Below are 25729 nucleotides of genomic sequence, written 5' to 3'. Positions count from 1 at the left end.
CAAATTCCTCCTTTATAGTGCGCGCGCTAACACAGCGCCGTCGTAAATGGCCTTCTTCGCATCCAAGGCGTGCGCATCGCGGGCGCCACCAATGATGTGCACCTGCTTGCCGAGTGCCTCAATATCCTCCGCGAGTTCCGTGTTCACGAGCTGCCCAGCCGCTAAAATAACCGTATCAGCCGGCACGTGCACCTCGGCGTCATCCACCTGCACAGCCACACCGTCCGCGTCCATGCCGACATATTCCTCAACGCCACCGACCATCTTCACGCCAGCCTGCTTAAGCTCCATCAGCGTCGCCCAGCGCGTCGTCTTGCCAATTCCACGCGCAAAGCTCTTTCCACGCTGCAGTAGCGTAATCGACTCCACCTGCTCGCGGATAAATAGCGCCAAGTCACAGGCAATACCACCGCCGCCGATGATCACTACTCGCTTGCCAAGCGTGACCTTGCCGTCAAATACCTCTTTGTACGAAACCGCGCGAGACACTCCCGGAATAGGCGGTGTACGGGGTAATATCCCAGCAGCAAGCACGACGTGATCGTGATCGGATAGGAGCTCGTCATCCTTTGTCACGCGGTGACCGAGTACGACGCTTACCCCAAGTTCCTCTAACTGCACACGGTAGTAGCGAAGCGTTTCGTAAAACTCCTGTTTACCAGGAATGCGCTTCGAATAGTTAAGCTGTCCACCAAGCTCGTCGCGCTCATCCACGATGGTCACGTCATGACCACGCAGTGCTGCGACGCGCGCTGTTTCAAGTCCTGCAGGACCTGCACCAATGATTAAAATCCGTTGCTTTGTTTCTGCCATAATGACTGGCAAATCAATCTCGCGACCGGCCTCTGGGTTGACGAGGCACGACGCTGCCTTACCTTCAAACACATGGTCTAAGCACGCCTGATTGCAGGCAATACACGTGTTAATGTGATCAAACTGACCGTTTTTAGCCTTTGTTAAAATAGCAGGATCTGCAAGAAACGGACGTGCCATGGACACGAGCTGCACGTCTCCTGCAGATAAAATAATTTCTGCATCACGTGGATCATTAATGCGGTTACTTGCAACAACCGGGATCGACACATGTGCGGCTAGCTGTTTGGCGACGGGAACAAAATGCGTTCGCGGTACCTTCATCGAGATCGTCGGAACACGGGACTCGTGCCAACCAATACCGACATTGATCACGTCTGCGCCGGCTTTCTCTACGGCTTTAGCCCATGCTAACGTTTCCCCCTCGGTGGTGCTATCTGGAATCAAGTCGAGACCGGACATACGAAACAGGACAGGGAAGTCGTCGCCGACCGCTTCGCGCACCGCTTCAGTAATACGCACAGGGAGGCGTAGGCGATTTTCAAAAGAGCCGCCCCAGGCGTCGGTACGTTTATTAGTGACTGGGGAGACGAACTGGTTAAGCAAGTAGCCTTCTGAGCCCATAATCTCGACCGCATCGAAGCCGGCTGCCTTAGCACGTGCGGCCCCTTGGGCAAATTCGTCGATCGTGCGAAGAATATCGTCCTCTGTCATCTCGCGTGGTACATCAGGATTGATCGGCGACTGAAGCGCACTCGGCGCAACAGGATCAAGTCCCGTCATCGCCTTATAGGCGTAGCGCCCAGCGTGGAAGAGCTGAAGTGCGATCGCGCCGCCTTCCTCATGTATCGCGTCAGTTAGTGGCTTCCAGCGCGCAATATCCTCGTCCTTATCAATCGTCATAAAGTCGCGTCCACCACTACCCTCCTGATTTACGGCGGCTCCACCAGTTACGATGAGTCCAACGTGATTTTTCGCTCGTTCTCGGTAAAACGCAACAAGCCGCTCATCACCACGGTCCAGACCTTCAAGTCCGACGTGCATCGAGCCCATGATAACGCGGGAGCGAAGCGTTAAACTGCGAATCGTAAGCGGAGTAAATACATGCTCTAACGACATACGAATGCCTCCTTAAGAAAAATGAGTGAGTATTCATTCATTATAACGTAGATGGATCAATTTGTAAGTAGGTGGTAACGATTTAATCTGAAAATTAAAACTTTACCTATGAATACCCTTACACGTTTTATTTTTGTAGGTAGAACGGGTATGCTTGTATGTAGCATGTATTTTAAAGGAGGAATTCCTGTGAGCGAGATGTTTACAGCGATTGCGGAGCAAGTAAAAGAAGCAAATCCGTCTATCGTGTTTCCTGAAGGAACGGATGAGAGAATTTTAGAGGCAGCAGTGCGATTAAAGGCGGATGGCGTCTTAAATCCACTACTAGTTGGTAATACAAACGAAGTAAGACAAAAAGCTACGGATCTAGGCTTTGATGCATCTAGATTAACGATCTTAGACCCTGAAACGTACGAAGAGTTCGACGAGCTAGTTGAAGCATTTGTTGAGCGTCGTAAAGGGAAGAGCACGAAGGAGCAGGCAGAAGAAATCCTTAAGACGCCAAACTACTTCGGCACAATGCTCGTACACGTAGGGAAGGCAGCTGGACTAGTTAGTGGTGCAGCACACTCTACTGGAGATACGGTTCGCCCAGCGCTTCAAATCATTAAGACAAAAGAAGGCGTAAAGAAGACGTCTGGCGTATTCGTGATGGCAAAGAACGATGAGCGCTACATCTTCGGTGACTGCGCAATTAACATCGCTCCAGACAGCAACGACCTAGCAGAAATTGCAGTAGAAGCTGCAAAAACGGCGCGCGTATTCGGTATTGATCCGAAGGTAGCGATGTTAAGCTTCTCCACAAAAGGGTCTGCGGTGAGTGAAGAGACGGAGCGCGTATCTGAAGCGGTACAAATCGCAAAAGATAAAGCGCCTGAGCTAGTAATCGACGGCGAATTCCAGTTTGACGCAGCGTTCGTACCAAGTGTTGCTGCGAAGAAGGCTCCGGATTCTCCACTAAAAGGCGAAGCAAACACGTTTGTTTTCCCAAGCCTTGAAGCAGGAAACATTGGCTACAAGATTGCACAGCGTCTAGGTGGCTACGAAGCAATCGGACCGATTTTACAAGGCCTAAACAAGCCAGTAAACGACCTATCACGCGGCTGTAACGTAGAAGACGTGTACAAGCTAGCGCTGATTACGGCGATGCAGAGCTTGCAAGACTAGTTAGATAAGGTTTACTTGATTTAAAAGGTTAAGAGCCGTCAGCTCTGCAGATACCCTACGACATCTGTGGGTTCGGAGCTGGTGCCTCCTCGACCAGCAGGGTGCGGCTACCGCCTTCCCTGAACGCTGGTCTGTGGGGTCTCCACCACCTCATACTCCCACGGATTGTCTTCGGATATCTTCCGAGTCTGCCGGCTCTTGTTTTTCTTTAAGGTAAAAAGGCTTTAAGAGCTAACTTAAGCGTCATGCAATAATGGAAGTCTCGACCTTTTATGGTTGGGGCTTTTTTTGCTCGTTAACGTAGTAACCCTATAAAAAGCCTTTAAAGTCAGGAACATAGAAGACACTTCTACAGTAGCTATTGAATCCGTGGAGGAAATTGTCGTAAGAGGGTCGCGTAATATTGGATTTAGTGTCCTGCACAATGCAGACGTTTTGGAAGTGGAGCTGCTTGATAGTAATGAAGAGATTGTCATGGCCGATCAATTTACCGGCAACTTAATCACGTTTAGAGATGTACCAGACGGAACATTCACATTAAAGATCAACGGACAGCTCATCGATGCGATCGTCATTAGTATTGGAGAGCAAGCATCGGGCGAAAGTGAAGAGAATACCCGTACAGCAGAAGATCTCGCGATCACGAATTTACGTCTTTCTCACCAGCGTTCGTTCAAACTGGAGGGCGAAGATGGGGATATTCGAGTGCACGCCTATTATAATGAGGAAACTCGTTCTTTAGAGGACATTTATGATGAAACGAAAAGGACTGTTCGTAATGTCGCGATCTTTAGTTCTCTTCAACTGAACGAGATCTATATGGTAGAGATAGATGAGGCGTTCGTTGGAATTTTTACACGAAACAATCATGTATTACTTGATGGAGTCGAGTACAAATATGATGTAGAACGATTAACGTTAGTAAGAGATTTAGAGGATGAAACAGAGGAAGTCATAAATTTAGTGGAGCTTGAGCCGGAGGAGCTTGAGGAATTACTAGCATCTATCACATTTTAAGCCATGCCCCCGTAGCGATCAGAGGATTGCTACGGGATTTTCTATTTACCAAAGTATTGGTATACTATAAATAATTAATTAAAATTTAACAATAAAGCATGAATTATAGAGGTTATGAAATCCTGATTAAAATAAGTGGGGTATTGAGATGAACATATGGACAGATAAAGATGATAAGCAAATTGGAGATGTGATAATTCAAGAATTGGCTGCTGGTAAGTCATTGCGCGGCACAGTTCGAAAGCTTGGACGGGAAATGAATAAAGAGCCTAAACACATTTATAACAGGTGGTATCATGTTATTCGTTCTCAGCGTATGGAAGAAGTAAAAGAAGCGGAAGAAACGCGGCAGCAAAATTACATTCACTTGAGAGACTATAAATGGCTAACTGAACATGAAGAATTAATTGCACAAGTAATAGTAGAATATATGTCATCTGGGAGGACTCAAACAGAAGCAATAGATCACTTAACTACTTTACTTCCATATTCAGCGGAACGAATGCGAAATAGATGGCAAAGTAAGTTACGAAAGCAAAGTGCTCAAGAAGTTGAGAGAGCAACTGAAATAGGGAAGAGAAAAGCATATAAAAATCGTCTTGAGAAAAAAATCGAAGAACTGAAGTCTGAAATAACTAGGTTGCAAAGTATACTAGAAGAATGCGATGAAGAAATAAAGCTATGCAATAAAAAAGAGTAATTTAAATAGTCTGATTACTATAGGGTGCTGTTTCATATTTAAAGTTATACAAATCCGATTTTCTAGATGTGTTTAGGTTAAGTAAATTTGTTACATTATTCTATTAAGATATTGATTTTGAAGGAGAATCTAATGAAAAATTTAGATAAGTATTTTTTTAAACCAAGAAAAGCTGAGGAAATAGTAGATAAGGCGCTAATAGTCATTGATACCAATATTCTTTTGGCAGCGTATCAATGGAAGAAAGCATCATTTAAAGAAATTACAAATATAATGGACAATTTAATGAAAGAGGAGAGACTTAAAATACCTTCGCATGTCTTTGAAGAGTTCATGGATCAGCGCCCTAATAGAATAAAAGAAATAGTCTAGAACATTGAGACAAAAATAAATTCTAAACTGCAAACGCCAGAAAAGCTAACTTCAATAATTCCAGCATGGGAATTAATAGATAATAATGATGAGTTGAAAGTTGAAGATGATTATTTAAAGAGTTTAACTAAATATAAGAAAACATTAAAAGCTTTAAAATCAGAGGTAAAACAATTTATTATTGATGATCCAATATTAGATAGTTTGGAAAAATATTTAAGATTTGGATACTTCGAAATATCTGAGGTTGATGAGAGTGACTTTGAAAAGGACGCTATATCTAGGGCCCCAAAAAAAATACCGCCTCTTACCGGTGGTGATAATGGAAAGAAACTTAACAAGTATGGTGATTATAAAATTTGGAAGCATATTTTAACTTTAAAAAAGAATGTCATATTTGTAACCACTGATATGAAACCGTCAGTTTGCAGTGTAGGTATTATATAGATGTTAGATAGGAGTAAACACTATGAATAGCTTTAATGCCCATATGCAAAAGAGATCACAATCAGTGGAAGCTTTGCTCCTTATGGATGGGCAATGTGCAATGGTCAGGTATTGCCAATCTCACAAAATACAGCTCTGTACGCCATTTTATAATTCTATGTGATTTTTAGCAGACTTAATCTCTTGATGTGAGGCTCGATAGTCATAGTCATACTGTGTATTATCATCCCGAGGATAAAATGTATGATGGTACCACGAAAAGTCGTTACGATCACAGGCAATTTTAGTGTACTTGATAAAGAGTACGATGCAGAAGACATATATTATTTTCAGCAAGTTATATTAAAATCTGAATGGAAAAGAATTAAGGTTGAAACTGAAAATGCGCCTGCTCCCTATAGTGAACTGTTTGTAAGTTCTACGTTTTTATTTACTCCAACACTATTGCTTCCAAATGACGGTACAGGATTAAGTTCAACGTCCTCGGATCCAATGATGCCTGAAAGCGATAAACTATTCTCGTCAATTGTTGCTTCCGTAGTCGCAATGCCGCCCAGTGTAAGTGATGGCGTGACGCTAATGTTCGTTCCAACATTGGGACTTGCAAACTCTCCGACCATACTAGTAAGAGTCACGTTATCCGAACCAACTACTCCACTTAAACTCGCTCCAGTCGGCGACAGCGAATATTTTTACAGGTCCTCCAGCTGGAGCTATTTTAAATGTTTCACAAGAAGTTATATCTAAATCGTCTTATAATGAACAAGATATGGAAGTTACTGTAGAGGTACTGGTTTTTGATGAATTGGACCAGGCGATCACAAATGGTGACGAAGCAGGGACTTTTTCGGTAACGACTCCAGAAGCAGCAATAGAAGGGAATGACTATTCGTTCTCATCTACAACTGGAACGTTAACACTTAAAGAAGGGGCGGATCAAGCATTAGGCGAATATACGATAAGTTATATGAACAATCTCGAGAACACAGTTACCGCGAATCAGAAGGTTCGAGTTGTAAATGATAATGCCTTATTAGCTAATCTGCAACTAAGGGTTAATGGAACGAATGAACTTGTGAAATTGACACCTGATTTTGTTGCTGAAACAAGTAATTACCATGCAACTGTAGCTACTGGTGTATCTGAAGTGAACGTTCGACCATTGCTAGCGGATAATGAAGCAACGGTGAGTGTAAATGGAATAACTGCTACATCTGATGAATGGTCAGATTCTATCTCACTCAACGTAGGAAACAACATTATCGAAGTAAAGATAAGGGCTGCGGATGGATTGGAAGAAAACACGTATACGCTAACTATCAACCGACCAAGACCACCATCTAGTGGTGGAGGCGGTGGGGAAACTCCAACAACGCCACCAACTAATTCTCGACCTGCCCCTGTTCAAATTGGTCCAGGGTTGGAAAATGTAGTTGAAATATACCGAACAATAAGAGGCGATGGCGTCTCTATTGATGAAGTGAGTATAAGCCGAGAAGTTATCGATGAGTTAATTACTCAAAATCCTGAGACTAAAGAGGAATGGGTGACTGTAATCATCAGTGATCTTCTTGAAGATCCAGCAGATCAGTTTGAAATCACTTTACCACATGACTCTATACTTTCTTTATCAAGTGCTAACAAAGGGATATTGATTATCAATGACTTTGGGGAAATTTCACTTCGGAATGATCAAATCCGAGAAGCACAGAATGAAAATAAGGATTTATTTTTCCGATTGATACCGATGCGTAATCACGGTGATCGGGTAACGCAAGAACAGCGTATGGAACAAGAGGCATTGGTGCAACAATCATTTAATAATCAGCCTATTCAAGTTCTCGGTACACCAATTGATATTGAGACTAACTATACCTCTTACAAGACAGAAATTAAAATTCCTATTCCACTAGACACGAATGCAACTAGCTTTGCGGTATTTATTGAGCATAGTGATGGGGAACTAGTTCTTGATCGCGGAGAAGTACAAGTTGACGAGGATGGCATTCCGAATGCGATAGTAATTGAGGTAGAGAAATTTAGTCGCTTTACGGTTATCGCAAATGATGGAGAATACAATATCTATCCTCGGTACATCGAAGGGTTTGAAGACAATACGTTTCGACCAAACGAGTCGTTGACCCGAGCACAACTTGCTACGATGCTTGGGCGCATTCTAATAGAGGAGAGGGGTATTGAAGCACCGACCGAAAGCGTGTTCTCCGACGTAGATTCGAATTTTTGGGCGTTTGAGATGATTAACCTTGTTCAAAAAGAGGGTATCATGACTGGTCATGAGTTTAATCAATTCCGTCCAAATGAGTTTGTGACACGTGCTCAATTCGCAACAGTTGCGGACCGATGGAGTGACCACATGGTTAAAAGTATTACCACACCATATACGGACATAAGTAGCCATTGGGCAATGTCCTCAATTCAAGCCATGTACGATTTGGGCTGGATGATTGGTTTCAATGATAATACGTTCCGTCCGAATGAGAACATGACCCGAGCTCAAGCGGTTAAAGTATTAAATCAAATGTTTGATCGTCCACTACTATCTAATGTTCTAGAGAGTAAGTGGAACGATGTATCAAATAGGCATTGGGCCTTAATTGACATTGAGACTGCTTCAAATTCTTACTGCACAATGCTTGAAGATGGTGAACAACAATTTGATCGTTTTATCGATTAATCATAAAAGAAGAGTGCCATGATTTCACTTAGGCACTCTTCTTTTCTATTTCTATATAAGCCTATAAGTAGATAAAAACAAAAACTTACAGATTATCTATTTCATAAATAATTCAAGTATTAATCATTTATTTTATATCAATTTTTAAAGCAAAGGGAATCCGTTAACTTAATTTACAGCTTTTGATGTGAACCCAAGTGTTTAAACAAGTCTATCCAGACTCCTTAGCTAACTTTCTTACTTCATAAGCAATCTGGATAGCGGAAAAGTTCATTCGAAATTGAGGCATCTTTTCGTTAGATAGGTGCATATTCGTGCTAATTCTCACTTTTGACGACTTCAGGGAAATTCAGGAATAGGTTATGGCTAAGCTTACCGCTCCAAATCCGGCTATTCCAAAAAACTTCTCTCCTTTTATGATGAGAATGTCGTGGTCCATTAAGAGAAAACATTGAGCCCTGTTCCTTCTCCTTCTTGTTTATAAATGATTGATACTATTTGACATATTAATCAATAATATACGGAATTCATATCTAAAATATTCTAATTAATTGATCTTCTCAGAAGTAAGAAGAATAAATAAGATATAGTGAGTAGGTTTTTGATGGAAAATTACCTGAATGACGAGTAAAATCAAAAAAATGTCTGAAAAATAAAAATAGTCTTGCGTATATATAAGGGTTCATATATAATTTTTAGTAAGCTTATACGTACAAGTTAATCAATTTTGTAAGCGTTTTAATAATAGTTGTTATTAATTACCTTGTGCGTAAATGCGCAAATAGAGGGGGTATTACTACGCATTCATTCTAAATGAGGGGATTTTACAGGTCATTTCCGGTTAGTTGTACGTACATTTGTTTCGTGAATATAAGGAGGGTTACGATGAAAAAGCTATTGCTATTATCGGGTATTTCTGTTTTGACGCTTACAGCTTGTGGTGGAGGGAACGATGGGGATTCGAATGGTGATACTAACGCGTCTGCTAGTGAAAATGGCGCAGAAGAAGTCGTTGTCATTGGAGAAGACATTGAAGGCGCAACAGAATTAACATTTTGGAACTTCCAAGAATTGCATACAGGTTTTTTTGAGGATGCTGTCAACCGATGGAATGAAGAGTATCCAGATCGTCCGATTCAATTAACAGCTGAAACATATCCATATGATCAGATGCACAACAATCTATTACTTGCCCTGCAGTCAGGAAGTGGAGCACCGGATATTGCGGATATTGAGCTCAATCAGTATCCCAACTTTTTACGAGGAGAGCCTCAACTTCTCCCAATGAATGAATATGTGGAGCCTGAGCTTGAGAATTTTGTTCAGTCTCGTTTAGAGATTTATGCAAAGGATGGCACTTACTACGGACTACCAACACATGTAGGTGCAACGGTTATGTATTACAACACTGAAATTACAGAGGCTGCAGGAGTGGACATTGATAGCATTGAAACATGGGACGACTACATTGAGGCTGGGAAACAGGTCGTTCAAAATACCGATGCCGTCATGACGACAGTTGAGTCAGATGAGTCTTGGACATTTTATCCTCTCATCAGTCAACGAGGCTCCGATTATTTTGATGAGAATGGAGAGCTTATTTTAGATAATGAGGCGAATGTGGATACGCTTCAGTTTATTCACGATCTCGTTTACGAAGAGGAGATTGCTCAGCTGACACCAGGAGGTTTTCACCACGCAGAAGAATACTACGGATTTATGAATGACGGAGGCTCTGCGTCATTAATGATGCCAATGTGGTACATGGGTCGCTTTACAGATTACATGCCAGATTTAAAAGGGAAGATGCAAATTCGTCCTTTACCGACATGGGAGGAAGGTGGCAACCGTTCTGCTGGTATGGGTGGAACTGGTACAGTCGTGACTAATCAAACAGAGCATCCGGATCTCGCCACAGAGTTTTTAGCATTTGCAAAACTAACGCCTGAAAGCAACATTAAACTTTGGGAAATATTAGGATTTGATCCTCCTCGTTTCGATGTATGGGATTCACAAGAAATGAACGAGCCGAATGAATTCTATGATTATTTCCACGACGATATCTTTGAGATCCTATTAAGTATTCGGGATGAAATTAATGAGTTAAATATTACGGAGTATAATCCGGATGTTGCTCAAGAATTAGAATCAAACGTGTATCATTCCGTCCTAAGAGAGCAAAGCCAGACGCCACAAGAAGCGCTTGAACAAGCTGCTGAAGCGGTAAGAAGCAGAATCGTCGAATAGTCAGTCGGACTGATCATTAATCAAGCTGGATCTAGGTCGCGCGTTGTTGCTTAGATCCAGTCTATTAAGTGCTTCTAAGTCTTTTGAAGGTCAAGGGGGAATACATGTGGCAACTTCCACGTCAGAACAACGGATTCATAATGAAGGAGTAAAAAAACGTAGGTTTCGTTTTTTATATTCAAAAAAAGTAGCACCCTATGTATTTGTTTCTCCCTTCATTATCTCGTTTTTACTGTTATCTCTTTACCCGTTTTTAAGCGCGATTAATATGAGCTTTCAGCGTGTACTACCAGGCCAGATAGACTATATTGGCTTGCACAATTATTCGCGCGTATTTAATCCAACCTTTTATACAGCTTTGCAAAACACCACTATCTATGTGGTTTGGACGGTGCTTATCCTCACGTTTATCCCATTAGTCCTAGCGGTGCTGTTGAACAATCGTCTGATGACATTCACAAACATCTTTCGAGCAGCTATTTTCATTCCGGCGTTAACCTCGGTAATTGTAGCTGGGACAATTTTTAGAATGATCTTTGGAGACTCGGAGGCAGCATTTGCTAATCAAGTACTTCAATTTATTGGTCTGGATGCCGTGGAATGGCGATATGGTGCTGGATCGGGCATGTTTTTAATGGTTGCATTGGCTTCTTGGAGATGGATCGGTGTGAATATTCTTTACTATTTAGCAGCCTTGCAAAATGTTAATCACGATCTGTATGAAGCTGCAGATATTGATGGGGCGGGAGTATGGCAAAAGTTTAGAAACGTAACATTTCCAGCAATTAAACCTGTTGTTATATTTTTATCGACCATCACTATTATTAATGGCTTTAGAATGTTTGAGGAAAGCTTTGTGTTTTGGGAGACCAGCTCGCCTGGGAATATCGGGTTGACTGTAGTCGGATACATCTATATTGAAGGTATTCAGCGAAATGATATGGGATTTGGTGCAGCTGTTGGAATTGTTCTTCTTCTCATCATTTTAGTCATAAGCATCACGCAACTCGTATTGACCGGTGCGTTTAAAAAGGGTGATTCATGATGAAACAAAAAAAGAATCGTGAAAAAGCAATGGTGATCGGTCTATTAATCATGTTTGTACTTATAGCGGGAATAGCGCTATTTCCGGTGTTTGCGTTAGTCATCGCGTCATTGAGTCCTGCTTCAGACTTAATGCGCTACGGTTTAACGGGCGAGCTGTTTTTAAGCGCCTTTGATTTTCAAAATTATGAAGCGCTATTTGGTAGTGGAGAAACTAATTATTGGAGTTGGTATGCAAATAGTATCATCATTTCAGCCGTGCTTATCGTTGTGTCTCTATTCTTCTCTTCTATGGTTGGCTACGCACTAGCTCTTTATTCATTCAAAGGACAACGTTTTATCTTTCTCTTAGTGTTGGTGATCGTGATGATTCCATTCGAGATTCTGATGCTCCCACTATTTCGCTTAATGACGTCCCTTCAGCTCGTGGATACGTACCTAGCGGTTATGCTACCGCTCATTGTAGCACCAATTGCCGTGTTCTTTTTTAGACAGTATGCAATTGGATTACCAAAGGAACTAATGGAGTCTGCAAGGGTAGATGGCTGTACAGAATATGGGATCTTTTTTAAAGTGATGGCACCACTCATGCTTCCATCCTTTGCGGCGATGGCCATTTTACAAGGGTTAAGTAGCTGGAACAACTTTCTATGGCCATTACTCGTTCTAAGATCCAACGACATGTTTACGTTACCTATTGGGCTTGCTACGCTTCTAACCCCTTATGGTAATAACTATCAGGTGTTATTCTCAGGTGCCGTGCTAAGCATTATCCCAATCATTCTTTTATTCTTATTCTTCCAGCGATTCTTTATTGCTGGTCTAACCTCTGGAGGCGTCAAAGGATAGCTAGTAGGCTAATTAGGAAGGGGGAGAGTACGACATGGTGCCAGGATTAGAAGCATTTTTTAGGATTATTGCGCGGTTCGCTTACTTAAATGTCCTCTGGTTACTTGGAATAGTAGCAGGGCTTGGGGTAGTAGGGTTCTTTCCTGCCACACAGGCGCTACTCGCTATTTCTAAACGCTGGGTCAAAAATGATTATAGCTTCCCAGTGGCTAAAACCTTTATAAAGCTATACAAACAGTCAATATGGAGAGCGAATGCTACTGGTTTTCTCATTCTGTTAGTTGCAACGATTTTATATGTAAACTATCGAGTGATACAAGCAAGTGGCGGGCTTATCCCGTTTCCAGTTGTTATCGCATTTATTATTCTTGTACTCCTAGTGGGGTCTGTCAGTATTATGCTTTTTCCATTAGGAACATACGCGCAGGATTCATTAAAAACAAATGTGAAGACCGCAATTATTTTTGCATTCGGCCGGTTTCATATAACGATGTTGACGGCCTTAATTACGTGGTGCATGTTGTATATGTCATTAGCTATACCAACGCTCTTTCTATTTTTCTCAGGGAGCGTAGGATCATTTTTAATTATGTGGTTTATCGAGCAAGCGCTTCATAAATCAGAGTCGCGAGCAACTACTGTTTTACCATAATTCAGATACAGGTGATGGAAGGGGAATTCATTGTGAAAAAAGCAAAAATGATTATTGATAAGGCGTATAAGATTGCAGAAATTGATGAGCGAGTATACGGGTCATTTATCGAGCATTTAGGACGTGCCGTATACGGAGGATTATACGAACCAGGTCATCCAGAAGCTGACGAGCAAGGGTTCAGAAAAGACGTTATTGATCTCGTTCAACAATTGAATGTGCCGATCGTACGTTATCCAGGAGGAAATATGGTATCAGCGTATAACTGGGAAGACGGAATTGGACCTAAAGAGGATCGCCCAAAACGTCTAGAGCTTGCTTGGCGTGTAATTGAAACAAATGAGGTTGGAACAAATGAGTTTGTAGACTGGGCTAAAAAAGCAGGGTCAGAAGTCATGATGGCCATCAATCTAGGGACGAGAGGCATTGACGCAGCCCGAAATATTATTGAGTATACCAATCATCCAAGTGGTACGTACTGGAGCGATTTACGTGTCAAGCACGGCTATAAAGAGCCGCATAAAATTAAAACATGGTGTCTTGGAAATGAAATGGATGGACCGTGGCAGGTCGGGCAAAAAACCGCCTACGAATACGGGAGACTCGCAAGTGAAGCAGGAAAAGCGATGCGCCTAGTTGATCCAGATATTGAGCTTGTATCCTGTGGAAGCTCGAATACGGATATGCCAACATTTCCTGATTGGGAGGCGGAGACTCTTACACATACGTACGATGTCGTAGATTATATTTCCTTACACCAATATTTTGGTAATCGGGACGATGATTCGCAAAACTTTATTGCAAACGGAATGGAACTTGAACGATTTATCTCTACGGTAACCTCTGTAGCGGATTATATTAAAGCCAAAAAACGTAGTAAAAAGACGTTAATGCTTAGCTTTGATGAGTGGAACGTTTGGTATCACTCGAATGATGCGGATAAAGAGATTGAGCCTTGGACGGTTGCACCTCCCCAGCTAGAGGATCACTATAATTTTGAAGATGCGCTTCTTGTTGGAAGCATCTTGATTACCTTCCTAAAGCATGCAGATAGAGTGAAAATGGCGTGCATGGCACAGCTTGTAAACGTGATCGCTCCTATTATGACAGAGAACATGGGGGCTGCTTGGAAGCAAACTATTTACTATCCATATATGCATGCCTCTGTGTATGGACGAGGGGTTTCTTTAAAAGCGATTGTAGACTCTCCAAAGTTTGATACAAAGGATTATACAGACGTGGAGTATCTAGATACGGCTGTTGTATATAACGAAGAGGAAGAGGAACTAACTGTTTTTGCCCTAAATCGTCATATTGAAGACGACCTTCATGTAACGATTAATGTTAGTGGCTTTGAAGACTACGAGATTAAGGAGCATATTGTCCTTGAACATGATGATTTAAAAGCGGTCAATACGGCAACGCATGAGTCAGTTACTCCTCATCGAAATGGTAATGCCGTTTTACAGGATGGCTTTATTGAAGCAAAGCTTTCTAAAGCGTCTTGGCATGTGGTGCGACTACGTGCTAGTAAAACAACGAACTAATGGACAAAGGAGGAGAAGAGTATGAGTATCGAACAGCTAAAAAAAGAAGTATGTGTTGCTAATAAATCCCTTCCCTCTTACGGACTCGTTACCTTTACTTGGGGAAATGTGAGTGGTTTTGACGTAGACAGTGGTCATGTGGTTATTAAACCAAGTGGTGTATCCTATGAGGATTTAACACCCGAGAAAATGGTTGTCGTAAATCTGAGTGGAGAAGTGGTCGAAGGGGAGCTTAAGCCCTCTTCGGACACGGCTACCCACGTGCATATGTACCAGGAGTTTAAAGGTGTAACAGGTATTGTTCATACGCATTCTCCCTGGGCTACAGCTTGGTCTCAGGCTGGTCGAGAGCTCCTTCCGCTAGGTACAACACATGCTGACTATTTCTATGGGTCCGTCCCCTGCACACGCTCCTTAAGTTCGGAAGAAATCACTGCGGACTACGAGCTCAACACTGGAAGGGTAATAGTAGAAACCTTTCGCAAGCATGCTATTGATGAGCTTGCGGTACCGGGTGTTCTAGTAAATGGACATGCTCCTTTTACTTGGGGAGGGAGTGTAAAGGACGCGGTGAAGCATGCAGTGGTACTAGAGGAATGCGCCAAAATAGCTTTTCATAGCTTTCAGCTTAATAGTAAGCTAACAGCGGTCGACCAAACCCTTTTAGATAAACATTATTTAAGGAAGCATGGGAAAGACGCGTATTACGGTCAGTAGGGAAATGGACGGAGGAATAAAAATGGAGAAGTATACAATTGGGATTGATTACGGCACACAATCGGGACGAGTCGTACTAGTCTCTTTAAAGGATGGAAGAGAGCTAGTCGATCACGTCACCGAATATAAGCATGGGGTTATGGATGATACCCTTCCTATCGATCGTATATCGCTCGGAAATGAATGGGCCCTCCAGCATCCCCAGGATTATTTAGATGTGATTGAGCAATCAGTCCCAGCTGTCTTAAAGGCAGCAGAAGTAGACCCGGCAGACATTATTGGAGTAGGGATTGATTTTACTGCTTGTACAATGCTTCCAATAGACGAAAAGGGTGAACCTCTCTGCTTTAACGAAAAGTGGAGTAAAAATCCCCACAGCTGGATTAAGCTATGGAAGCATCATGCAGCTCAACCACATGCTAATGAACTAAATAGTTTAGCTAAAGAGCGTGAAGAAACATTTTTAGCAAGGTACGGTGGGAAGCTTTCCTCAGAATGGATGCTTGCAAAAGCCTATCAAATCCTAGACGAGGCGCCTGATGTTTATCAAGCTGCCGACCGGTTTGTAGAAGCGACAGATTGGGTAACGATGAAGCTATCGGACAATTTAGTAAGAAATAGCTGTACAGCTGGATATAAATCGGCCTGGCATAAAACAGAAGGCTATCCATCAGAAGAATTCTTTAAGGAAATCGATCCACGTCTTAAAGACCTTACTTCTACTAAGCTAAGAGGCGAGGTAGTGCCACTCGGTACAAAGGCAGGCAGAATCACGCGAGAGGTCGCTGAGAAAACGGGACTCAAAGAAGGTATTGCTGTAGCGGTTGGCAACGTTGATGCACACGCAGCGGTACCAGCTGTAGGAGTGGTGGATGAAGGCAAATTAGTCATGGCGATGGGGACATCGATTTGTCACATGCTTCTTGGCAAAAAGGAGGTACATGTGGAAGGGATGGCAGGAGTCGTAGAAGACGGTATTATCCCTGGCTATTATGGCTATGAAGCCGGTCAATCTGCAGTAGGAGATATTTTTGAATGGTTTGTAAATAAATCTGTTCCTGGTCATTTGCATCAAAAGGCAGAAGAGCGTGGCGTGAATGTTCATACAGTATTAGAAGAAGAGGCAGCTAAATATCGTCCAGGGCAGACAGGACTCCTTGCCTTAGACTGGTGGAATGGTAACCGTTCCATTTTAGTTGATACAGAGCTAAGTGGGCTTTTGTTAGGGTACAGCCTTAAAACGAAGCCGCAGGAAGTATACAGGGCTCTATTAGAAGCCACCGCATACGGAACGAAAATGATTATTGACGCTTTCACAGATAAGGGAGTTGCCGTCAATGAGCTTTATGCCTGTGGTGGGCTGCCACAAAAAAATGATCTTCTTATGCAAATTTATGCAGATGTCACTAACCTTCCTATTAAAGTTGCCGCTTCTAAGCATACGCCAGCTCTAGGTGCAGCAATGTTTGCATCTGTAGCAGCAGGTACAGATGAAGGTGGATATGAGTCGATCGTAGATGCGGCAGCACATATGGGAAGAGTTCGTGATAAGGTTTATCAGCCAATTGCCGAGCATGTTGACATTTATAAACAGCTTTACGCAGAGTATAAAGAGCTTCATGACTATTTTGGTAGAGGCAAAAATGATGTCATGAAACGACTTTTAAGCCTAAGGTAAAGCTATTCGAGTAAAATAGAACAAATGAGGAAGGGTGCCGATACATGAAAAAGGAAGCATATTCATTTTGGTTTTTATCTGGAAGTCAGCACTTGTATGGCCCAGAGGTGCTAGATCAAGTCGTCTCACAAACGGAGGAAATGGTTAGTGGTCTTGCAAACGCTTCTCTTCCCTTTACCTTAGAGCTAAAACCAATACTCACAAACGATGAGGATATTCAGGAGCTCATTATAAAAGCAAATTCTGATCCATCATGTGCTGGCGTCATCACATGGATGCATACCTTTTCCCCAGCTAAGATGTGGATAAGGGGAATCCAGCTTTTACAAAAACCATTGCTACATCTAAACACGCAATTTAATCGTGATATTCCGTGGGACTCAATTGACATGGAGTTCATGAATTTGAATCAATCTGCACACGGGGACAGAGAATTTGGTCACGTTGTTAGTCGAATGGGAATTGATCGTAAGGTCGTAGTCGGTCACTGGGAAGATAAAGAAGTATTACGCAATATGTCTGCATGGATGAAGGTGGCGGTCGCGCACCAAGAGAGCTACAAAGTAAAGGTTGCACGCTTTGGAGACAATATGCGCCAGGTAGCGGTTACGGACGGAGATAAAATTGAAGCCCAAAAGGTATTTGGCTGGACGGTAGACGGCTATGGAGTCGGTGACTTAGTCGAATATGTTCATAATGTTTCTGAAGAGGATGTAGAGGCACTCTTCGAGGAATATAAGCATCAATATGAGATAGAGGAAGACGTCCAACAAAACTCAACTAAAGTAGCCTCTGTAAAATACCAAGCAAGATTGGAACTTGGTATGAAAGCTTTCTTAGACACAAAAGGGTATAACGCCTTTACTACAACCTTTGAAGATCTTCACGGCCTTGAGCAGCTTCCTGGTCTAGCTGTGCAAAGATTGATGGAGCAGGGCTATGGATTTGCAGGAGAAGGGGACTGGAAAACGGCGGCGCTCTTAAGGGTTTTGAAGCAAATGACAAACAATGAAGGCACGACGTTTATGGAGGATTACACCTATCATTTTAAGCCGGGAAATGAAATGGTTCTTGGCTCCCATATGCTTGAAATTTGCCCAACTGTTGCAAATGACAAGCCTCGATTAGCTGTTCACCCTTTAGGTATAGGCGGAAAGGATGATCCTGCTCGAATGATCTTTAATGGTCAGGGTGGTAAGGCTGTTAACGCGAGTATTGTAGACTTAGGTGATCGTTTTCGTTTAATTGTTAGTGAGATCGAAGCCTTCGTACCAGAGGAAAGCACACCAAAGCTTCCTGTAGCTAAACTACTTTGGAAGCCTGAACCTTCGTTGTCTATAGCAACAGAGGCTTGGGTTCTGGCTGGTGGCGCCCACCATACGGTGCTATCATTCCATGCCAGTAAACAACAGCTTATAGAGTGGGCGGAGATGCATGGGGTTGAAGTAGTTCTTATTGACAATAATACGCAAATTCATCCGTTCAAAAATGAGTTAAAATGGAATAAACTTATTTGGAGGAGTTAATTTTATACCTCGAAAAGTATAGGTTAGGTTGGTTTTTCCCTTAGGTTCAAAGAGAAATATACTTAAAAGTGAATTAAGTATATAAAATAGTTATACGTATAAGTTAAAATCTAAGGTAGTTACCTAACGAATGAGGTGATTCCATGGAAACAAAATATAATATAGTGAAAAATCAAATTAGATCCATGATCTTACAAGGACGTATTCAGCCCCATCAAAAAATTGGATCTGAAAGTGAGCTTATGGAGCAATTTAATGTAAGTCGCCATACAATCCGCAAAGCAATTGGGGATTTAGCTAATGATGGCTGGTTATATAAAAAACAAGGCGCAGGAACGTTTTGTTCAGATCGTTCTGTAGAGTCAGATAATACGGGAGCGAGTCTCAAAAAAATAGCGGTTATCACCACATATTTTTCTGATTATATCTTTCCAACGATCATTCGGGGAATAGAAAGTTATTTAAGCGAGAACGGCTTTCAAATGACGGTATTCAGTACAAACAATGACATTGAATTAGAGCGAAAATATTTAGAAGTAGTGCTATCAGGAGATTTCGATGGATTAATCGTGGAGCCCACAAAAAGCGCATTACTAAACCCAAACATCAGCTATTACTTAAATATTGAGCGATTAGGAATTCCTTATGTCATGATCAATGCCTATTATGAAGAGTTAGAACCTCTTCACCTTATCATGGATGATACAGCTGGTGGATTAATGGCGACTACTCATATAATTAAACATGGTCATACAAACATTTTAGGTTTTTTTAAAAACGATGATATTCAAGGTATAAAGCGTATGAAAGGATTTATCCTGGCTCATCGTGCAAATAAGTTACAAATAGTCCCACAGAATATTGTGACGTATACGACTGAGACTAAAGATTATCTTCCAATGGAAGCATTGTACACAAGACTCCGTGCTAAAGGTGAAGCACCTACTGCAATTGTCTGCTACAATGATCAGCTAGCAGTCATGCTCCTAGATGTTCTTCGAGATATGAATATCTCTGTACCGGAGGATATGTCTATCATTGGCTATGACGATTCTTTTTTGGCAGTAGCGACAGAGGTAAAGCTTACAACAATTACACATCCGAAGGTAGCGCTTGGGGTAGACGCAGCCCGAACTATCCATCAGTTTATTGCCGAAAAGAATGATCCGTCTTTAAAAAATGAAGCGATGTCGATCATGTATCCTCCAAAACTAAAACAACGTCGTTCCGTACGCGAATTGCAAGTAAAAGAGGTGGCATATAGTGAATAATTCGTTACTTGATTGGTATCAGCTACACATGGAGAAACTTGAGGATAGTCAATTAGCAGCCCCATTACAAACGGAACAGATGGAAGTCGGAAAAAACGCATATGCAAAGCTTGAATCTTTTCTTAGTAGTCACGATTTCACACACATCCATCTTGTTTATGACAAGCATACGTTTCAGGCTGCTGGAGAAAGCCTTGTAAAACGTTTACCGTCACATAACCAAATTACCATTTCCAAGACGGAACTCTCTCCTGATGCGAATGGCGATGTTATAGCAAATGAGACGTCCATCGCGTATCTTCTTACAGAGGTGCAGCGACCGGATGTCTTAATTGCAATTGGTGCAGGAACGATCCACGATATTACGCGCTTTGTTAGCTATAAAATGGGGCTACCGTTTATTTCGATTCCGACAGCCCCATCTGTAGACGGCTTTAACTCTAAAGGAGCTCCAATCGTGCTTAAGAAGCGAAAAATTACCTTCCAAACGCAAGCTCCTATTGCGTTATTTGCAGACACGTCAGTACTGGCAGAAGCACCTCGTCCTCTTATTGCTGCGGGCGTAGGTGATATGATCGGGAAATGGACATCGCTCGCCGATTGGCAATTCGGCACAATGATGGCGCAAGAGCCATATAGTGAGACGGCTGTTGCGATGACGAAAGAAGCACTAAAGCTTGTCACGTCATCACTGGACGATATAAAGAACCAGACGGACATCGGAATGAAGGCGTTAATAGAAGCCTTACTAAAATCAGGGATGGCCATGTCTCTCTTTGGACTCTCTCATCCAGCCTCAGGGGGGGAGCATCATCTATCGCATTACTGGGAGATGCATTATTTAGAAAAGAATAAAAAACAGCTCCTTCACGGCGCCAAGGTAGGAGTTGCCTGCGGGCTACTGGCGGATCATTATCATAAGCAAGCGAACAAGCTTCTTTTAACTGATAGTCGCCTGACGATCAACCAACAAGAAAAAGCGCAGGCAATTCTAGCTAGTATACCGAGTGGCGACGAAATCCGTCGTACGTTATCAAGCGTGGGTGGTAGTACAACACCACATGAGCTAGGCGTCCCTAGTGAACTTGTAGAAAATAGTATCAAACACGCACACACGGTTAGAGATAGGCATACATTCTTACGATATATTAATGAAAGCAGATAGGGTGATCAAGTGAGAAAAACGGACAGATTTCAGTCCGTTTTTTTAATTTTTATTTATTTCCACTAATATTTGTAGATAATTAAATATTCAGAATGTTATTTAATTGATTTGTTCCAACAAGTTTCGACCAAACGAGTCGTTGACCCGAGCACAACTTGCTACGATGCTTGGGCGCATTCTAATAGAGGAGAGGGGCATTGAAGCACCGACCGAAAGCGTGTTCTCTGACGTAGATTCGAATTTCTGAGCGTTTGACATGATTAACCTTGTTCAAAAAGAGGGTATCATGACTGGTCACGAGTTTAATCAATTCCGTCCAAATGAGTTTGTGACTCGTGCTCAATTCGCAACAGTTGCTGACCGGTGGAGTGACCACATGGGTAAAGATATTACCACACCATACACGGACATAAGTCATCATTGGGCAATGTCATCAATTCAAGCCATGTATGACTTGGGCTGGATGAGTGGTTTCAATGATAATACGTTCCGTCCCAATGAGAACATGACTAGAGCGCAAGCAGTCAAAGTATTAAATCAAATGTTTGATCGTCCACTAATCTCTAACGTGCTAAAGAGCAAGTGGACCGATATACCAAATAGTCATTAGGCCTTCCTAAAAATTGAAACTGCATCAAATTCTTACAGAACAATGCTTGTAGATGGTGAGGAACTATTTGATACAATAATTGAATAATCACCATAAGAAGAGTGCCATAATCAATTATTGGCACTATTCTTTAATTTCCTTAAATTGCGAGACGAGTTTATTTTAAGATGCTGGAAGTTAGTATGTGTTTTCTTTATCAGTCTTCTTAATTTTATTCAGTCAGGAATGATAAAAAATAAAACATAAATAACCAGGAGTGACTTAATAACTTGAGCGACAGGATCGTATGGTCGAACATAATCTAAAAGCATTGTCACACATGACCTAACACACATTAATTGTAGAGAGGTGTAAATTATAATAATCATTTTTTTGATATTAACCTTAATGGTAAGTAGGAATATTCACAAGTAGATAAGTGGTCATTTAGGTATTGGGTCTTTAGTTAATACCGCTTTAATTGTAAGGATAGATATAGCAAAAGAGAGAGTGAAAATAGCAAGAAATATAAAGAAATATAAAGAAAGAAAAATCAAAGTAGATATGAAAATAATAAGGAAGCACATGGGGTAAATAAGGAAACGTTGGGTAATCTCTAACAACTAAATTAAGAACAGAGACAGGGATAATATTTATCCTATGAACTGAGTAAGTAAGTAGACAAATTATATAGGTAATAATAGCTAAATTAGCTGAAAGTATAAATGATTCACGTGTAATAGTAGCTAATTTCGGGCTTATTTTTAGCTGCTGTAAGATAGCTTGAGATCTATCCATGAGTCTTCTTGTTTTTATCCAATATGGAATGATAATAATTAATACAAAAATAATCAATAATAAAAGCAATTATCAGAGCATAGCTAGTTATTGGAAGCAATATCGCTCACGTCCTAACATAGAGCATTATGTAAAGAAGGGACTGTATCTTGAACTCTAAAAATGAGGTTGTCTGTATAGGTGTGACCATAGCATAAAACAGTTGCTGGATGAGAAAGGTGGTGCTGAAGAAGAAACTCATGAAGTATGGTAGTTACTTCATCGTCTTTAGTAGAGTCGTTAATAATGAATGTAGTTGTATTATTCGTATAGACGGACATAGCGAAAACGTGTTCCATTAACGGAGTATAGGTTAAGTAAATCCCACTTTTTCTAAGCGCATTCTTAAGTTATTGTTCTTCCTTTTTCTACGACAATTTATCGATGTAGAGGCTCAAAAGATGGCAGACTCGGAGAACATCAGGAGATAGTTAGGAATATTCTTGGAATGACCCCCGTTGGGATCGCTTTTGGAGGAGACGACAGTCGACTCCTGCAGAGCGAGGAGGCTCAGGCACAGACCCTGCTAATGTCGTAGGATGTTCGTAGAGCTGACCTATACTAGTTAGTATTTGAGCAACTTACTCTTCAACATAAAAAAAGGAAAAAATACTAACCTAGACTTGCACAATCTTTTCTACCCATGTTAAGCTTACGAAGGAATGAACAACTGAAAACGTCCTCGTTAGGTGAGGCTCCTGTGCAGGAGATACGCTGCTGCCCAAAAACGTCTAAAGACGCCAATGGGTCAACAGAAACTATCGACATAAGGTAGTTTTTAATGTAGCTGGCATTGTCCTATGCCGCACAGTGCTAAAGCTCTACGAATGGAGGGTGCGAGAATCTAGTTAACCATGTGCAAATTTGTACATTGGCTTACTTTACTATGGATGTAACCCTCTATTTCACCGAGATAGAGGGTTTTTGTATGTTTTCAGAATCTGTAAAAAAGGGGAGTGGACAGTATGGACGAAGATAGTTGTAGAAGCATGACAAAACTAGCATACACACAATTTCATCACACCAGACTGTCCCAATCCTACGTTGGGCGGCTGTCTTAAGGGAGGCTACCAACATGAAGCAGATTCATGCATTTATTGAAGAGCGCAGATTAGACGAAGCGCGTGAAGCATTGCTTGAGCTACACCCACGTGAACAGGGGGAGCTCTATCTATCTCTCAACGAGGGAGAGCGACTATTTTTATACGAGATTTTAAGCCCGAGTGAGCTCGGTGATATATTTGAGCACCTATCGGATAATGAGCGCGAAGACTTTTTGGACGAGCTGGACGAAACGTATTCGGCAATGATGTTAAACGAGATGAATGCCGATGATGCGGCAGATATTTTACAGCTCGTTGACGAAGCAAAGGCAGAGCGAATCTTTGCTAAAATGCAACAAGATGGCGCAACAGAGCTTAGACAGCTCATGAATTACGAAGAAGAAACTGCAGGTTCAATTATGACAACAGAGTTTGTTGTCTTAAAATCGACGGAGCGAGTGAGCGACGTAATGACACACCTTCGTGATGAAGCACCAAATGCAGAGACGATTTACTATCTCTATGTCGTCGATGAAGTAGGAAAGCTTGCTGGGGTTATCTCGCTAAGAGATCTCATCGTTGCAGATCCGAGTGAATTCATCGAAGACAAACTCAATAAGAAAGTCGTCTCCGTCGATGTGTCACTCGATCAGGAGGAAGTAGCGCGGATTATCAAAAAATACGATTTTCTCGCCGTACCGGTTGTTACGAACGACAATCATTTAGTTGGGATCATCACGGTCGATGATATTTTAGACGTCGTCGATGAGGAGACGGAAGAGGACTTCGGGGAAATCTCCGGTGCACGGGGATCGATGAACACGAAGCTATCCTCTTTTGAGGCGGCAAGAGCGAGGGCGCCGTGGATCATTATGCTTATGCTGTTTGGACTTATCACAGCAAATGTTATTGGCTTTTTTGAAGAAACGTTAGAGACGATCGTCCTGCTTGCAGCCTTCATCCCAATGATCATGGGGTCTGCTGGAAATACCGGTACGCAAGCCTTAGCTGTAGTCGTGCGCGGTTTAGCGGTCGGTACGATCGATCGATCCAGGTTTTTTTATATAATAAAAAAAGAGTTTGGGACGGGAGCACTTCTTGGAATCACCTGTGCACTGACTATGCTCATTATCATCCCAATCTTTTACGACAGCTTTATCATAGCTGCGATTGTTGGTACCTCTCTTTTCCTCACGTTATGTATGGCAACTGTCATCGGAGCGACGATTCCAATCATTATCAACAAGTTTAACATCGATCCAGCCGTAGCATCCGGCCCGTTCATCACCACGATCAACGACGTGATCGGACTACTCATCTACTTCTCCATTGCAACGTCGATGTTGCAGTATTTGTAAAGACTAAAGACGTTTGAGTACATCACTCAAGCGTTTTTTTGGCGAGAAAATAATGTAGTAGTAGCTAATTTTTGGTAGAATGAGGGAAATGAGGTGAGCAAAGGATGCATCAGATTGTAGAGAACTTAAACAAGCTGGGGGTTCATTCTATCGAAAACAACCTACAGCTCTTACTGGAGATTAAAGAGACAGATACGAAGCAGGTGTCGCAAATTGATGAACAGATGTCTCGTCTTTTTGCTAGGACACGAAAAAACCTCTCGTTGGAATGTCCGAAAGCATTGTTAGACGAGCTACCAATCACGGCAGGTCACATGCAGGCCACTGCAGAGCGTATGCATTATACGCGGTCGCTTACTGGGAGCGAGTTTATGGATACTTTCGACTTTGAGGTTTGGGATAGTGATGCAGAGAGCACGACGATGTTTCTATCAGAGGTAATGGAGAGAGACACCGCGGCAACTCGCGCGTTTATCCAGGTGATGAAGGAGGAGCTACCGTCGCAGGCTGCACGCATGATCACCGTCTCGCTCATAGACGGCGAACCAGCCGGGATCGTGCTACCGCACTTGGAGCCTGGGAAGGACGCCGAGGGACGCTTCTTTTGGATCGGTCTTCACCCCACTTTCCGAGGAAAAAACAGAGGATGCGCGCTCCATCACATTGGACTCCACAGACTCCAACACGACTTCGGCGCAACAACATATGTCGGAGCAACCGAGCTCGGCAATGCGCCGATGCGAGCCATCATGAAGCAAAACGGATGCACCGAGCAGAAAGCGGTAATGGTGACGCTGGAGTGTGTGGTGTGCAAGTAAAAAAGCCGTTCTGCACCGAACGGCTTTTGCTACGTGGTTGTTATATAGAGGACGGCTA

The 25729-nt window shown here is 42.2% G+C and carries 20 protein-coding genes, 1 pseudogene and 1 riboswitch; of the genes and pseudogenes, 20 read left to right on the top strand and 1 reads right to left on the bottom strand.

The features are described 5' to 3' along the window. Positions 1-12 precede the first annotated feature (12 nt). A complete protein-coding gene (locus FLK61_RS18440; RefSeq protein WP_176010809.1) occupies positions 13-1932 on the bottom strand; it encodes an oxidoreductase in 1920 nt (639 codons plus the stop codon). Between the two features lie 198 nt (positions 1933-2130). Between FLK61_RS18440 and pta the strand changes: the two genes are divergently transcribed. The 20 genes and pseudogenes from pta to FLK61_RS18335 all read left to right on the top strand — a co-directional run bounded on the left by pta (position 2131) and on the right by FLK61_RS18335 (position 25671). Then, on the top strand, positions 2131-3099 hold the full coding sequence (gene pta / locus FLK61_RS18435; RefSeq protein ID WP_430708823.1) for a phosphate acetyltransferase: 969 nt from the start codon (positions 2131-2133) through the stop codon (positions 3097-3099). A gap of 369 nt (positions 3100-3468) precedes the next feature. Beyond that, positions 3469-4116: a hypothetical protein gene (locus FLK61_RS18430; protein WP_176010807.1), complete on the top strand. Its 648-nt coding sequence runs from the start codon at positions 3469-3471 to the stop codon at positions 4114-4116. Positions 4117-4264: 148 nt separating this feature from the next. After that, positions 4265-4816 carry a hypothetical protein gene (locus tag FLK61_RS18425; RefSeq protein WP_176010806.1) on the top strand — a complete coding sequence of 184 codons (552 nt, stop codon included), beginning with the start codon at positions 4265-4267 and terminating at the stop codon, positions 4814-4816. Between the two features lie 132 nt (positions 4817-4948). Then, a pseudogene (locus tag FLK61_RS20125) lies at positions 4949-5635 on the top strand (PIN-like domain-containing protein). A 54-nt stretch (positions 5636-5689) separates the two neighbouring features. Continuing rightward, positions 5690-5788 (top strand): tail fiber protein, encoded by a 99-nt coding sequence (locus FLK61_RS20275; protein ID WP_217706324.1) that lies wholly within the window; start codon positions 5690-5692, stop codon positions 5786-5788. A gap of 90 nt (positions 5789-5878) precedes the next feature. Then, positions 5879-6382, top strand: coding sequence for a hypothetical protein (locus FLK61_RS20115; protein WP_249777635.1), 504 nt, complete (start codon positions 5879-5881; stop codon positions 6380-6382). 22 nt (positions 6383-6404) lie between these two features. Further along, positions 6405-8330, top strand: coding sequence for an S-layer homology domain-containing protein (locus FLK61_RS18400; protein ID WP_176010803.1), 1926 nt, complete (start codon positions 6405-6407; stop codon positions 8328-8330). A gap of 885 nt (positions 8331-9215) precedes the next feature. Then, entirely contained in the window at positions 9216-10577 is a 1362-nt protein-coding gene (locus FLK61_RS18395) for an ABC transporter substrate-binding protein (protein WP_176010802.1), read from the top strand. 106 nt (positions 10578-10683) lie between these two features. After that, positions 10684-11622, top strand: a complete 939-nt coding sequence (locus FLK61_RS18390; protein WP_176010801.1) for a carbohydrate ABC transporter permease — start codon at positions 10684-10686, stop codon at positions 11620-11622. Then, complete coding sequence (locus FLK61_RS18385) at positions 11619-12470, top strand: carbohydrate ABC transporter permease (protein WP_430708774.1); 852 nt, start codon at positions 11619-11621, stop codon at positions 12468-12470. The genes FLK61_RS18390 and FLK61_RS18385 overlap by 4 nt, the downstream gene beginning before the upstream one ends. A gap of 34 nt (positions 12471-12504) precedes the next feature. Beyond that, a complete protein-coding gene (locus FLK61_RS18380) occupies positions 12505-13122 on the top strand; it encodes a YesL family protein (protein ID WP_176010800.1) in 618 nt (205 codons plus the stop codon). 47 nt (positions 13123-13169) lie between these two features. Continuing rightward, positions 13170-14669, top strand: a complete 1500-nt coding sequence (gene arfA / locus FLK61_RS18375; protein ID WP_430708822.1) for an arabinosylfuranosidase ArfA — start codon at positions 13170-13172, stop codon at positions 14667-14669. 21 nt (positions 14670-14690) lie between these two features. Then, positions 14691-15386, top strand: coding sequence for an L-ribulose-5-phosphate 4-epimerase (locus FLK61_RS18370; protein ID WP_283811865.1), 696 nt, complete (start codon positions 14691-14693; stop codon positions 15384-15386). A 22-nt stretch (positions 15387-15408) separates the two neighbouring features. After that, positions 15409-17064, top strand: a complete 1656-nt coding sequence (locus FLK61_RS18365) for a ribulokinase (protein WP_176010798.1) — start codon at positions 15409-15411, stop codon at positions 17062-17064. A 44-nt stretch (positions 17065-17108) separates the two neighbouring features. Then, on the top strand, positions 17109-18590 hold the full coding sequence (araA, locus tag FLK61_RS18360) for an L-arabinose isomerase (protein WP_176010797.1): 1482 nt from the start codon (positions 17109-17111) through the stop codon (positions 18588-18590). Positions 18591-18733: 143 nt separating this feature from the next. Next, positions 18734-19861: a GntR family transcriptional regulator gene (locus FLK61_RS18355; protein ID WP_176010796.1), complete on the top strand. Its 1128-nt coding sequence runs from the start codon at positions 18734-18736 to the stop codon at positions 19859-19861. Continuing rightward, positions 19854-21026, top strand: coding sequence for a sn-glycerol-1-phosphate dehydrogenase (locus tag FLK61_RS18350; RefSeq protein WP_176010795.1), 1173 nt, complete (start codon positions 19854-19856; stop codon positions 21024-21026). Before FLK61_RS18355 ends, FLK61_RS18350 begins: the two co-directional genes overlap by 8 nt. A 256-nt stretch (positions 21027-21282) precedes the next feature. Next, on the top strand, positions 21283-21636 hold the full coding sequence (locus FLK61_RS18345) for an S-layer homology domain-containing protein (protein WP_283811864.1): 354 nt from the start codon (positions 21283-21285) through the stop codon (positions 21634-21636). A gap of 1490 nt (positions 21637-23126) precedes the next feature. After that, a riboswitch (M-box (ykoK) riboswitch) is annotated at positions 23127-23292 on the top strand. A gap of 235 nt (positions 23293-23527) precedes the next feature. Further along, positions 23528-24853, top strand: coding sequence for a magnesium transporter (gene mgtE, locus FLK61_RS18340; RefSeq protein ID WP_176010793.1), 1326 nt, complete (start codon positions 23528-23530; stop codon positions 24851-24853). A 104-nt stretch (positions 24854-24957) separates the two neighbouring features. Continuing rightward, positions 24958-25671, top strand: coding sequence for an N-acetyltransferase (locus tag FLK61_RS18335; protein WP_176010792.1), 714 nt, complete (start codon positions 24958-24960; stop codon positions 25669-25671). Positions 25672-25729: the final 58 nt, after the last annotated feature.

The sequence above is a fragment of the Paenalkalicoccus suaedae genome (genome assembly GCF_006965545.2).
Lineage (GTDB): Bacteria > Bacillota > Bacilli > Bacillales > Salisediminibacteriaceae > Paenalkalicoccus > Paenalkalicoccus suaedae.
Note: the sequence above shows the minus strand (reverse complement) of the source record. Positions and strands in the feature narration are given on the sequence as shown.